The 12,401-nt window shown below is 72.2% G+C and carries 11 protein-coding genes; 3 read left to right on the forward strand and 8 right to left on the reverse strand.

The genetic code is table 11. From position 1 onward, the window contains the following. The first annotated feature begins 14 nt into the window (after positions 1–14). Positions 15–656 carry a hypothetical protein gene (locus tag ACFW6B_RS09090; protein WP_386593625.1) on the forward strand — a complete coding sequence of 214 codons (642 nt, stop codon included), beginning with the start codon at positions 15–17 and terminating at the stop codon, positions 654–656. Between the two features lie 319 nt (positions 657–975). On the opposite strand, the gene ACFW6B_RS09095 is transcribed toward ACFW6B_RS09090, so the two are convergent. From ACFW6B_RS09095 to ACFW6B_RS09105, 3 genes are all read right to left on the reverse strand, one after another. Further along, complete coding sequence (locus ACFW6B_RS09095) at positions 976–2,025, reverse strand: Zn-dependent alcohol dehydrogenase (RefSeq protein WP_386593627.1); 1,050 nt, start codon at positions 2,023–2,025, stop codon at positions 976–978. A gap of 64 nt (positions 2,026–2,089) precedes the next feature. Further along, positions 2,090–3,310 carry an acyl-CoA dehydrogenase family protein gene (locus ACFW6B_RS09100; RefSeq protein WP_386593629.1) on the reverse strand — a complete coding sequence of 407 codons (1,221 nt, stop codon included), beginning with the start codon at positions 3,308–3,310 and terminating at the stop codon, positions 2,090–2,092. A 45-nt stretch (positions 3,311–3,355) separates the two neighbouring features. Next, positions 3,356–4,267: an SDR family oxidoreductase gene (locus ACFW6B_RS09105; RefSeq protein ID WP_386593631.1), complete on the reverse strand. Its 912-nt coding sequence runs from the start codon at positions 4,265–4,267 to the stop codon at positions 3,356–3,358. A gap of 96 nt (positions 4,268–4,363) precedes the next feature. Between ACFW6B_RS09105 and ACFW6B_RS09110 the strand changes: the two genes are divergently transcribed. Continuing rightward, positions 4,364–5,299, forward strand: a complete 936-nt coding sequence (locus ACFW6B_RS09110) for a cyclase family protein (protein WP_386593633.1) — start codon at positions 4,364–4,366, stop codon at positions 5,297–5,299. Between the two features lie 541 nt (positions 5,300–5,840). Here ACFW6B_RS09110 and ACFW6B_RS09115 read toward each other — a convergent pair. The 4 genes from ACFW6B_RS09115 to ACFW6B_RS09130 form a co-directional block, all read right to left on the reverse strand. After that, entirely contained in the window at positions 5,841–6,302 is a 462-nt protein-coding gene (locus tag ACFW6B_RS09115) for an ATP-binding protein (RefSeq protein WP_386593635.1), read from the reverse strand. 479 nt (positions 6,303–6,781) lie between these two features. After that, entirely contained in the window at positions 6,782–7,768 is a 987-nt protein-coding gene (locus ACFW6B_RS09120; protein ID WP_386593637.1) for an acyl-CoA dehydrogenase family protein, read from the reverse strand. Positions 7,769–7,777: 9 nt separating this feature from the next. Continuing rightward, positions 7,778–8,932 carry an acyl-CoA dehydrogenase gene (locus ACFW6B_RS09125; protein WP_386593639.1) on the reverse strand — a complete coding sequence of 385 codons (1,155 nt, stop codon included), beginning with the start codon at positions 8,930–8,932 and terminating at the stop codon, positions 7,778–7,780. Further along, positions 8,932–10,119 (reverse strand): amidohydrolase family protein, encoded by a 1,188-nt coding sequence (locus tag ACFW6B_RS09130; protein WP_386593641.1) that lies wholly within the window; start codon positions 10,117–10,119, stop codon positions 8,932–8,934. The genes ACFW6B_RS09125 and ACFW6B_RS09130 overlap by 1 nt, the downstream gene beginning before the upstream one ends. A gap of 166 nt (positions 10,120–10,285) precedes the next feature. Between ACFW6B_RS09130 and ACFW6B_RS09135 the strand changes: the two genes are divergently transcribed. Next, on the forward strand, positions 10,286–11,818 hold the full coding sequence (locus ACFW6B_RS09135; protein ID WP_386593643.1) for a class I adenylate-forming enzyme family protein: 1,533 nt from the start codon (positions 10,286–10,288) through the stop codon (positions 11,816–11,818). Positions 11,819–11,882: 64 nt separating this feature from the next. Here ACFW6B_RS09135 and ACFW6B_RS09140 read toward each other — a convergent pair whose 3' ends face one another. Beyond that, the gene (locus tag ACFW6B_RS09140; protein ID WP_386593645.1) at positions 11,883–12,395 is read right to left on the reverse strand and encodes an EF-hand domain-containing protein; all 513 of its coding nucleotides are present in this window, start codon (positions 12,393–12,395) and stop codon (positions 11,883–11,885) included. Positions 12,396–12,401 lie beyond the last annotated feature (6 nt).

Below are 12,401 nucleotides of genomic sequence, written 5' to 3' on the forward strand. Positions count from 1 at the left end.
GAAAGAGACCGCTCATGGCCGACGACACCCTGTGGAGCGCCGACCTCGGTGCACCGCTGCACATCGACACGGATGCCAACCCAGGCCTCTGGGGCTATCTCCACCTCCAGATCGACAAGAAGACCTTCAAGGAATGGCTGGACCAGCACCTGTCCGGCCTGGCCGCCATCCACGGCATCGAGCTCACCCGCAAGCTCCGCCGATTCCACAAAAATTTCTACGAGCAGATACTGGTGACGCTCCGCGACAAGCTCCAGGCCGACGAGGCGTTCATCTACCACCCCGTTCCGCTGACCTGCATGCCTCTGGTGATGCACGCCACCCGCTTCCACTGCGAGGCCCGTGACGCGGCATCCTGCGAGGGAGTCACCGCGTTGACGGTGCCGCACCCGGACATCCCCGAGTGGCAGCAGCGAACCGGCAGCATTCCGTTCGCCTCTCCACACCTGGGCGCGGACGGGGTCCGGGTCACCCTCTCCTACCCTGCGGACAGCACCATCATGATGACCTCGGTGACGTACCACTGGCACACCCCGCCCGGCCTCCCCGACGTACTGCTCCGCGGGCACCACGACGATCCGGAAGTGATCGCCGCGGCGATGGAGGCACTGGACGACTTCGCGCGGACGCTCCGGCTCCCTGGGGCAGCCCATTGACCGGCGCCGCCGGGAACGGACTCGAACGGTGAGAGCATCGAGCGGCGCGTGGCGTTTCGTCCGGCTTTTCTGACGGAGCTCGATATCCCAGGGTTCTTCTCGGACGTCCGTTGCTCAGGTCGAATTCGTGGTGTCCGGTGACCCGGTCACGCCGTAGTCCATGATCAGGTCAGTCGACGGGAGACAGCCGCTCCACGAGGTCGTCACCTGCTCGGTCCGGCCGCCCGGCCCGGTACCGGCGCACCTTTCGGATCGGCTACGGGAGCCGACGGCGGGAACTCCCCGGTCTCCGCGAGGACATGACGGTCCGGAACCGTCTCTAGAACGTCAGCACCGCCCTGGCCACCTTCCCCGCGTGCGCGTCCTCGGCCGCCCTCTCGAAGTCCTCGACGGGGTACGTCGCCGTCACCAGCTCGTCGAGGAGCAGCCGTCCCTCTCGGTACAGCTCGGCGTACCGGGCGATGTCCCGCTGGGGGCGGGACGAGCCGTAGCGGCAGCCGAGGATGGACTTGTCGAGGTACATCGAGGAGACGAGGAAGGACGCCTCGGCCGTCGCCGGGGGGACGCCGAGCAGGACCGCCTGGCCGTGCCGGTCGAGCAGGTCGACCGCCCGGCGGATGAGTTCGACGCGGCCGACGCACTCGAAGGCGTGCTGGGCGCCGGTCGGCAGGACGTCCTTCACCCCGTCCGCCGAGGTCAGGAAGTGCGTCGCGCCGAACTGCCGGGCCACGGCCTCCTTGGCCGGGTTGGAGTCGACGGCGACGATCCGCAGCGCGCCCGCGAGCCGCGCACCCTGGATGACGTTGAGGCCGATGCCGCCCGTGCCGATGACCAGGACGGTGTCGCCGCTCTCGACCCGGGCCCGGTTCAGGACGGCGCCGACACCCGTGAGGACCCCGCAGCCGATCAGCGCGGCCGAGGTCAGCGGGATGTCCTTGGGGATCCGGACCGCCTGGACGGCCTTCACCACCGTGCGTTCCGCGAAGGCCGAGTTGGCGGCGAACTGGTACAGCGGCTCGCCGGAGCGCGCGAACGGCCGCTGCGGCATGCCGATCGCCCTGCGGCACATCGTGGGCCGCCCCCGGTCGCACTCGGCGCAGGTCCCACAGTTGGCGAGAGTGGACAGCGCCACATGGTCGCCGGGCTCGACATGGGTGACGCCCATGCCCACCGCCTCCACCACGCCCGCACCCTCATGGCCGAGCACTACGGGAACGGGGAAGGGAATAGTGCCGTCCACCACGGAGAGATCGCTGTGGCAGAGCCCCGCCGCGGAGATCGCCACCCGGACCTCCCCGGGACCCGGGTCCCGTACCTCCAGGTCGTCCACGACCTGGGTCCTTCTCCCGTCGAAGATCACGCCTCGCATCGCGCCGGCTCCCCTCTCCCCGGGCCGCCCCGGGCTGTTCCTGGGCTGTTGGTTCCGGGTCCGGTCACGGCCGGCCCCGGGGCTCCTTCGGCAGGCCGAGCACGCGCTCGGCGATGATCGTGCGCTGGATCTCGTCCGAGCCGCCGTAGATCGTGTCGGCCCGGCTGAAGAGGAACAGGTGCTGCGCCTCGTCCAGTTCGTACGGCAGCGCGGCCGACCAGTCCGCCGGACCCACCGCCGCCGCGGCCCCCCGCACCAGGACCGCCGCCTCGCCGAGCCGTCGGTGCCAGCCGCCCCACAGCAGCTTGGCCACGCTCGGCACGCCCGCACCCGCACCCCCGGCCCCGGCACCGGCACCGGCACCGGCACCGGCACCGGCCGAACCACCCAGGGTGCGCAGGGCGTTCCACCGCATCACGCGCAGCTCGGCCCAGAGCCGTACGAGCCGGTCGCGTACGACGGGGTCCAGGGCCGCCCCCGTCGCGACGGCCGTGCGCAGCACCCGCCCCAGCTCCTCGGCGAACCCGATCTGCTGGGCGAGCGTGGAGACCCCTCGTTCGAAGCCGAGCAGGCTCATGGCGACCTTCCAGCCCCCGCCCTCGCCGCCCACCACGTGCCCGGCCTCCGCCAGGGCCCCGTCGAAGAACACCTCGTTGAAGTCGCTCGTGCCCGTGAGCTGCCGGATGGGGCGGACCTCGATCCGGCCGGGCTGGTCCATGGCGACGAGCAGGAAGGACAGTCCGTGATGGCGGACGCTCCCCGGCTCGGTGCGGGCGAGCACGAAGCACCAGTCGGCCTCGTGGGCGAGCGAGGTCCAGATCTTCTGCCCCGTGATCCGGTACGCCCCCGGGGAACCGGCCCCCGCGTCCCGTACGGCGGTCGTGCGGACGCCCGCCAGGTCCGAGCCGGCGCCCGGTTCGCTGTACCCCTGGCACCACAGTTCCCGGCCCTCGGCGACCGGCGGCAGGAAGCGGCGCTTCTGCTCCGGCGTCCCGTGCGCGATGAGCGTCGGCGCCAGCAGGTTCTCGCCGATGTGCCCGGAGCGGGGCGGCGCCTTCGAGCGGGCGTACTCCTCGGCCCACACGACCTGCCGGGTCAGGTCCGCGCGCCGGTTGCCGTAGCCGTCCTCCGCCCAGCCGAGCCCGATCCAGCCGCCCCTGCCGAGTTCCCGCTCCCAGTCGCGGCGCCCGGGGGTGCCGGTCCGGTGGTCGGTCAGGTGCTCCTCCAGCCAGGCCCGCGCCTCGCGCCGGAAGACCTCGTCCTCAAGGCCGAATGCGAAATCCACGCGCTCTCCTCCCCACCGGACCCGGTGCGCCGGGGCCGGGAACGGTCACGCGTTGGGACGGGTCCTGTCCGCGGCCGCACGCGCCATCGCCTCCAGCTGCTCCAGCAGCGGCATCGGGTCGACGCCGACGGTCCCGGGCAGGAAGTCGGCGATCCGCTCCGGGGTCCAGGCGCCCTCGGCGTATCCGGCGCGCAGTTCGCGCGGCTGCGCCCATACGGCGATCTTGGGCCCGGCGATCGTGTAGACCTGCCCGGTGATGCGTTCCTCGCGGGCCCGGTCCGACAGCAGGTAGACCACGAGGGCGGCCACGTCCTCCGGTTCGCCGATCTCCTTCAGCTCCATGGGCACGTTCGCCGACATGCGGGTGCGGGCGACGGGCGCGACGGCGTTCGCGGTGACCCCGTACTTGTGCAGCCCGAGGGCCGCGCTGCGCACCAACGAGATGATCCCGCCCTTGGCCGCGCTGTAGTTGGCCTGTGCCACCGATCCCTGGTGGTTGCCGCTGGTGAAGCCGATCAGGGTGCCCGAGCCCTGTTTGCGCATCACCGCCGAGGCGGCCCGGAAGAGCGTGAACGTGCCCTTGAGATGGGTGGCGACCACCGGGTCCCACTCCTGCTCGGACATGTTGAAGAGCATCCGCTCGCGCAGGATGCCGGCCACGCACACCACACCGTCGATCCGCCCGTACGAGGCGAGCGCGGTGTCGACGACGCGCTGGCCGCCCTCCATCGTCGAGATGTCGTCGGCGACGGCGACCGCCTCCCCGCCGGCCGCCTCGATCTCCTTCACGACGGCCTCGGCGACCGAACTCGTGGGCTCGGCGCCCTCGATGGACACGCCGTGGTCGTTGACGACGACGCGGGCGCCCTCGGCGGCCGCGGCGAGGGCGACCGCCCGGCCTATCCCCCGGCCCGCGCCCGTGACGGCGACGACCTTGCCCGCAAGGAAGTTCCCCATGCCCGGCCCCTTCCCGCAGTTTCTGACGGTCCGTTAGATTCCCTTTGGATTCTACGACCCGTCAGACACCTGGAGACAAGCCCCCGGGGAGGACTCATGTCGCAGCCGGCGCTCCGTCCGGAGTTCCACGAGATCGCGAAGCGCGTCAACAACTGGGGGCGCTGGGGGGCCGACGACGAGATCGGGACGCTGAACCTCATCACGGACGAGGTGGTGCGGGAGGCCGCCGGGACGGTGCGGACGGGGCGCCGGGTGCCGCTCGCCCTGCCGCTCCAGCAGGACGGCGTGCAGACCGGGATGATCCCGGGGCGGGTCAACCCGCTGCACGCGATGGTGCAGATCAACCAGGAGATCTTCGGCCCCGGCACGGTGGCGTGCAGCGACGACGCCGTGACCATGGGGCTCCAGGCGGCCACCCACTGGGACGCGCTGCCCCACGTCTCGCACTCCGGCAGGCTCTACAACGGACGCCCCGCCTCCAGCGTCACCCCGCACGGCGGCGCCGAGTTCGGCGGGATCGACAAGCCGCGGCACATCGTCTCGCGGGGCGTCCTGCTCGACGTGGCGCGGGCGCGCGGCGAACACCGGCTGGCCGGCGGGCACGCCGTGACCCCCGAGGACCTGGAGGCGGCGGAGGAACTGGCGGGCACGCGGGTGAGGGCGGGCGACATCGTGCTCGTACGGACCGGGCAGATCCAGGTGTACCTGGCGGGCGACAAGCACGGGTACGGGTATCCGTCGCCGGGCCTGTCGGTGCGCACCCCCGAGTGGTTCCACGCGCGCGACGTCGCGGCGGTCGCCAACGACACCCTGACCTTCGAGATCTTCCCGCCCGAGATCGAGGACCTGTGGCTGCCCGTGCACGCGCTCGACCTGGTCGAGATGGGGATGATGCAGGGCCAGAACTGGAACCTCGAAGAACTGTCCACAGCCTGTGGACAGGAGGGCCGTTACGCCTTCCTGCTCTCGGCGATGCCGGAACCCTTCGTCGGCGGCACCGGCACACCGGTGGCGCCCGTGGCGATCCTCTGACGCCCCGTCCGCACGAGGGCCGTCCGGGGGCCGCCCGCCCGAGGGGCCGGACGGCGGCGCGCTTCCCCCACTCTCGACTGCGCCCGGCCGAAGGCCCCCACCTCACGCCGGGCACGGCACCGCGCGCCGCCATCCGCCTCCGGCGCACCCGCCCTGCCTCCCCCGGCCACGGGGAGCCGACGCCGAATCACGACCCACACTCGCCGAGGGCCCCCGTCACCGGAACCCTCGCCGTCCCCTCGCGGCGAATCGCTGAACACAAGCGTGATCAAACGGACACGTCGCGTCAACACCCGATCGGGGATTTGCGGCGTTCCATCCCTTTTGAGACAGCGCGTACGGAAGCACGACCCGGCGCATTCGGCCACCACGGCGGCCGTGTACAGCGATTTCGTGCATCTATGCACGAAACGCGAGGCGTGCCCGAGGGGGCACGACCGCCCCACCACCCCGGGCCGGCCCGTCCGGCACCCCCGAGGAGGCGGGCCGGACGGACCGGACCGACCCGGCCCGGGTGCCGGGCGGACGCCTCCCGGACCGCCTAGACCGCCTCGTACGCGAAGCCGCCGTAGGCGCCGTACGGGGAGTCCTGCGCGGTGTCCGAGGCGCAGCGGTCCAGCTCGCACCAGATGCGCTTGCCGGCGCCCTCGGGGTTCCAGCCCCAGCGGTCCGCGAGCCCGTCGACCAGTTCCAGGCCCCGCCCGTTGGTCTCGTCGCCCTCCGCGTGCCGGGGCATCGGCGGCCGGGCACTGGAGTCGGCCACTTCGAGGCGCACGGTGGCGGCGCCCTCGCCGCCGGGCAGGCACAGGCGCAGGACGGCCGGACACCCGGTGTGCACCACGGCGTTCGTGACGAGCTCGGAGACCAGCAGGATCAGCGTCTCGGCGAGTGGTTCATCGGCGTCTATCCCGGACCCCGCGAGCCTCGAACGGGCCCATCGCCGGGCTCGCCCCACCTCTGCGGGGTCGGGCCGGATCTCCAGCTGCACTTGAAGCACCTGCACCGCTCACACCATCCGAACCGGCGGACACATCGCCTCGCGCCTCACAAGGGCCACGATCGTGGCCATTTTCTGCATGGCCAGAACAAGGATCACGGAACGTGATTCCCTTGCGAGACAGCATGGTTGACGCACAGTCACCCCAACAAGCGCTTCGGGCATATTCCAGCGCGAAGGAGTACGCGTGCGGCATACTGTGCGACGCCCGCCTTGGGGAGTCGAACAGGCAGGCACGGGGGTCCGCCCTGCCGTACGAGGGGCGCGCATCGCCGGGCCCGGCGCGGCCTCGGGGGCAACACCGGGATGGCTCAGCCTCAGAACCACTCGCATCCCACACAAGGTACCGGAGCCCGGCGCCGACTCCAGGCCGTGACAAGTCACGCCTAGGACACAACCCGGTCTCAACGCTCCGTGATGCCGTTCTGCCACGATCCGCGACATCCGCCCCCGTTCCTCCCGTGCCGTCCCGGAACGGCGGCCCCTCACACCGGCCCGGCCTGCAGATCGTCCGCCAGCTCCTCCTCGCTCTGCGCGACACCGCCGGGACGGTGCGTCCGCGTCCACGCCCGCTTCAGGTGCAGATGGACGTCGGACTCCCAGGTGAAGCCCATGCCGCCGTGCACCTGGAGGCAGTCGCGGGCGCCGCGCACGGCGGCCTCGTCGGCGAGCAGGCGGGCCGCCGCGACGTCCGCCGGGTCGGCGGTGACCGAAGCGGCGTAGACGGCCGCGCGGGCCACCTCGACCCGCGCGAGCATGCCCGCGCACAGGTGCTGCACCGCCTGGAAGGCGCCGATCGGCTGCCCGAACTGTTTGCGCGTCCGGGCGTGTTGCACGGCGCTCTCGCAGGTCCGGGCGGCGCTGCCGAGCTGTTCGGCCGCGGTGAGGAGCGACGTGAGGAGCCCGTCCGGCGTCCGGGCCGCCCGGAGCGCGCCGTTCCCGGGCGGCCCGCCGCCGGTCACGGGCAGCCGGTGCAGGGGGGTCAGCGGGTCCACCGGGGCCAGCGGCTCGGCCCCGGTGACATCACCCCGGACGACGTCGGCCTCGTCCAGCCATTCCACGAGCCCGCCGGCGGCGGAGGTCACGACCACGTCCCCGGTGGCGGCCCCGGGGACGGCTCCCGCGGCCAGGTGCGTGGCGATCAGCGGTCCCGGCAGCAGGGCCCGGCCCGCCTCCTCGAAGACCAGCACGGCTTCCGGGAGGCCCTGCCCGACGCCGCCCCCGTCCTCGGGAAGTCGCAGCGCGAAGAACCCCGCCGCGCCCAGCTCGCGCCACAGCTCCCGGTCGAGCACCCGCGCGCCCTCCCGCGGCCCCCCGTCCGCCCCTCCCGTCCGCCCCGCACCGCCGGCCGCGCACCGCCCGTCCGCCCGGTCCACGGCCGCGCGCAACGCCTCCCGTCCAAAGCGGCCCTCCAGCAGGTCGCGCACGCCCCGCCGAAGAGCCCGTTGGTCGTCCGTGAGCCTGAAGTCCACCGGTCGACGTCACCTCCCCCTGGGAAGGCCGAGGATGCGCTCGGCCACGATGTTCCGCTGGATCTGCGAGGTGCCGGCCGCGATGGTGTACGACAGGGACGAGAGCCGGTCCAGGGTCCATTCCCGTCCCAGGTCCAGGGCGTCGGGGCCGAGGACCTCCGCGGCGGCGTCGAACAGTTCCTGGCGGGCGTGCGAGTACGCCAGTTTGAAGACCGAACCGCCCGTGCCGGGCACGCCCCCGGTGTGCTGCGCCTCGCTCACGTTCCACTGGGTGAGCCGCCACAGCGCGCGGAACTCGGCGTTCAGCCTGCCGAGACGGCGGCGCAGGACGGCGTCGTCCCAGCGGCCGTTCTTCCGCGCCTCGCGCGCGACCTCGGACAGCACGCGCCGGCAGGCGACCACCTCGCCGACGAAGGCGGTGCCGCGCTCGTAGGAGAGCGTCACCATGGTCACGCGCCAGCCGTCGTTCTCGGCGCCGACCCGGTTGGCCGCCGGGACGCGCACCTCGTCGAGGAAGACCTCCGCGAACTCGGTGGAGCCCGCCAGCGTGCGCAGCGGGCGGACGGTGACGCCGGGCGCGTCCATCGGCATCGCGAGCCAGGTGATGCCCCGGTGCTTGCGGGCGTCGGGGTCGGTGCGCACCAGCAGTTCGCACCAGTTCGCCACCTCGGCGTGGGAGGTCCAGATCTTGGACCCGCTCACCACGTAGTCGTCGCCGTCACGCCACGCGCGCGTGCGCAGCGCCGCGAGGTCGGAGCCGGCGTCCGGTTCGCTGAAGCCCTGGCACCAGACCTCCTCGCCGCGCAGCACGGGCGGCAGCCAGCGCGCCCGCTGCTCCGCGCTCCCCTCGGAGGCGACGGTCGGTCCGGCGTGCAGCAGTCCGACGAAGTTGGCCCCCACGTAGGGGGCGCCCGCTTTCTCGGTCTCCTCCAGGTAGATGAGGTGCTGCGTCGGCGTGGCGCCCCGGCCGCCCGCGTCGACGGGCCAGTGCAGGCCCGCGTACCCGGCGTCGTACAGCATCCGCTGCCAGCCGAGGTCGTACGCCCGTCTGGCGGGCCAGTCGTGCGGGGACGGTTTCGGCGGCAGCGCCGGGAGGACCCCGGCGAGCCACGTCCGCAGCCGCGCGCGGAACTCCTCCTCCTCGGGCGTGTACGTCAGGTCCACTACAGGTCCAGCTCCAGCATGCGGATGGCGTTGCCCCGCATCAGCTTGTGGACGGTCTCGTCGTCGAGGCCCTTCACGTGGTCGAGGGCGACCTCCTTGGTGTGCGGGAAGGTCGAGTCGACGTGCGGGTAGTCGGTCTCGAAGGTGGCGTTGTCGCGGCCCACCACGTCCAGGGACGCGACCCCGTGCTTGTCGCGGAAGAAGCAGCAGAAGACCTGCCGGTAGTAGTACGTCGACGGGGGCTCCGGGATCAGGTCCCTGACCCCGCCCCAGGCCCGGTGCTCCGACCAGACGTCGTCGGCGCGCTCCAGGGCGTACGGGATCCAGCCCATCTGGCCCTCGGAGTAGGCCAGCTTGAGGCGCGGGAACCTCACCAGGACGCCGCTGAAGAGGAAGTCCATCATCGAGGCCATCGCGTTGTTGAAGGACAGCGAGGCCTGGACGGCGGGGGGCGCGTCGGGGGAGGCGGCCGGCATCTGGGAGGACGAGCCGATGTGCATGTTCACGACCGTCCCGGTCTCCTGGCAGACCGCGAAGAACGGGTCCCAGTAGCCGGAGTGGATGGAGGGCAGCCCCAGGTAGGTGGGGATCTCGGAGAAGGTGACGGCCTTCACGCCCCGGGCCGCGTTGCGGCGGATCTCGGCGACCGCGAGGCCGATGTCCCACAGGGGGATCAGGCACAGCGGGATCAGCCGGCCGCCGCTGTCGCCGCACCACTCCTCGACCATCCAGTCGTTGTACGCCCGCACGCAGGCCAGGGCGACCTCCTTGTCGTGGGCCTCGGCGAAGGTCTGGCCGCAGAAGCGCGGGAAGGTGGGGAAGCAGAGGCTGGCCTCGACGTGGTTGAGGTCCATGTCCCTGAGCCGCTCGGCGGGGTCCCAGCAGCCGCGCCGCATCTCCGCGCGGGTGATGCCCTCCAGCGTCATCTCGTCGCGGTCGAAGCCGACGGCGGCGATGTTGCGCTTGTACGGGAACTGGAGGTCCTCGTAGATCCACCAGTCGGTCGGCGGGCCGTCCGGGTCCATGGTGATCCGGTACTTGCCCCCGACGTAGGCGAGCTCGCCGATCCCGGCGGTCAGCGGTTTCGGCCCCCGGTCGTGGTACTTGCGCGGCAGCCAGGTCTCGAAGAGGTGTGCGGGCTCGATCACGTGGTCGTCGACGCTGATGATGCGGGGCAGTTCGGTCATGGTCCCCTCCGCCTGGCGTTCATTTCTGATGACCCGTCAGATTCATCTCCACAAGCAGGCTAGCCCCGCACCTATGGACCGACAAGGCGCCGGGCCCTACGCTCTGCGCACGATCTGACTGTCCGTCAGCTACGGATGCCGAAGCGAACGACCGCAGGGGGCCGAAGTGAACGACACCGCACACGCCCTGAGCTCCGCGCGCACGCTGTGGGAACTGGTCGACCGCCGGGCCCGCCTCACCCCCGACCGGCCCGTCCTGCTCCAGGGCGACCGCTCCCTGACCTTCGGTGAGCTGCGCGACCGCGCCGAGCGGGTGGCGGCGGGCCTCCACGAGCGGGGCGTGCGCCCCGGCACGGTGGTCGCCTGGCAGCTTCCCACCCGGATCGAGACCGCCCTGCTGTCCTTCGCGCTGGCCCGGATCGGCGCCGTGCAGTCGCCGGTCATCCCCTTCTACCGCGACCGCGAGGTCGGCTTCGCGCTGCGGGAGTCGAAGGCCGAGTACTTCGCCGTGCCGGGCGAGTGGCGCGGCTTCGACCACACCGCGATGGCGCACCGGCTCGGCGCGAAGAACGTCTTCGAGGCGTACGACGCGCTGCCCGACGGCGATCCCGCCGTCCTGCCCGCCCCGCCCTCCGACGGCACCTCCGTCCGCTGGATCTACTGGACCTCGGGCACCACCTCCGACCCCAAGGGCGTGCTGCACACCGACCGTTCGCTGATCGCGGGCGGCTCCTGCCTCGCCCACGCGCTGCGCCTGTCCGGGGACGACGTCGGCTCGATGGCCTTCCCCTACGCGCACATCGCCGGGCCCGACTACACGGTGATGCTGCTGCTGTACGGCTTCCCGGCCGTGATGTTCGAGCACTTCGCGCTGCCCGACGCCCTGGAGGAGTACCGCAGGCACGGCGTGACGGTGGCGGGCGGGTCGACCGCGTTCTACTCGATGTTCCTCGCCGAGCAGCGCAAGAAGCCCGGGGAGCCGGTCGTCCCCACGCTGCGGCTGCTCGCGGGCGGCGGGGCGCCGAAGCCGCCCGAGATCTATCACTCGGTCGTCCGGGAGATGGGCGTGCAGCTCACCCACGGGTACGGGATGACCGAGGTCCCGATGATCACGATGGGCGCGCCGGACGACTCGGCCGAGGACCTGGCGACCACGGAGGGCAGGCCCCCCGAGGGCATGGAGATCCGGATCGTGGACGCGGCGGGCGCTCCCCGGCCGGCCGGCGTCGACGGGGACGTACGGCTGCGGGGGGAGGCCGTGTGCCAGGGGTACCTGGACCCGGCGCAGACCGCGGAGGCGTTCGACCCGGACGGGTTCCTGGTCACCGGGGACGTGGGGCACCTGACCGGGAGCGGCCACCTCGTCCTGACCGGCCGGGTGAAGGACATCATCATCCGCAAGGGCGAGAACATCTCCGCGAAGGAGATCGAGGACCTGCTGCACCGGCACCCGGCGGTCGGGGACGCGGCCGTGATCGGACTGCCCGACGCCGAGCGCGGGGAGCGCGTGTGTGCGGTGGTGGAACAGCCGCCGGGCTCGCCGGAGCTGACGCTGTCCGCGGTGACGTCGTACCTGCGCGGGGAAGGGCTGTCCGTGCACAAGCTGCCGGAGCAGCTGGAGGTCGTGGACGCCCTTCCGCGCAACGAGGCCCTGCGCAAGGTGCTCAAGTACCGGCTCAGGGAGCGCTTCTCGGGATGAGGCCCTGTCTGGCTCCCGGGGCGGGCCGTCCGAGGACCCGCCCCGGGAGCCGGGGCCGTTCCGGCTACTCCGGCACGGTGAAGTAACGGGCGAACGAGGTCACGATCTCCGTCTCGCCGATCCGTCCGTCGGCGTCCGTGTCCAGGCCGGCGGCCACGGTGGTGGCGACGGTGTCGTCCGCCCCCAGGGCCCTGAGGACACGCGTGACCTCCTCGACCGTGGCAGCGCCGTCCCCGTCGGTGTCCGCCACGGCGAGCGCCGCGTGCAGGAAGGGGCGGGCGATCTCGGCGAACCGCTCGGGGTTGTCGCGCAGCCGCTTCACCGCGCCGCTCACGAACTCCTCGCGCGTGATCCGCTGGTCTCCGTCACGGTCCGCTATCCCGGCCATGCCCTGCCAGAACGCCTCGGCGCCGATGTAGAGGGCCTGGCCCTTGTCCGACCTGGCCGTGGTGGCGAACTCGGCGAGCACGGCCTTGGTGGCGGCGCTGAAGTCCTCCCGGTCGATGTAGCCGTTGCCGTCCTGGTCGAAGCCGGCGAACCGGGCGGCGATCCTGCGCTCGTAATCGGAACTGACCATGGGTGT

Origin of the sequence: Streptomyces sp. NPDC058751 (assembly GCF_042746485.1) — a bacterium.
In the GTDB taxonomy this organism is placed as follows: domain Bacteria; phylum Actinomycetota; class Actinomycetes; order Streptomycetales; family Streptomycetaceae; genus Streptomyces.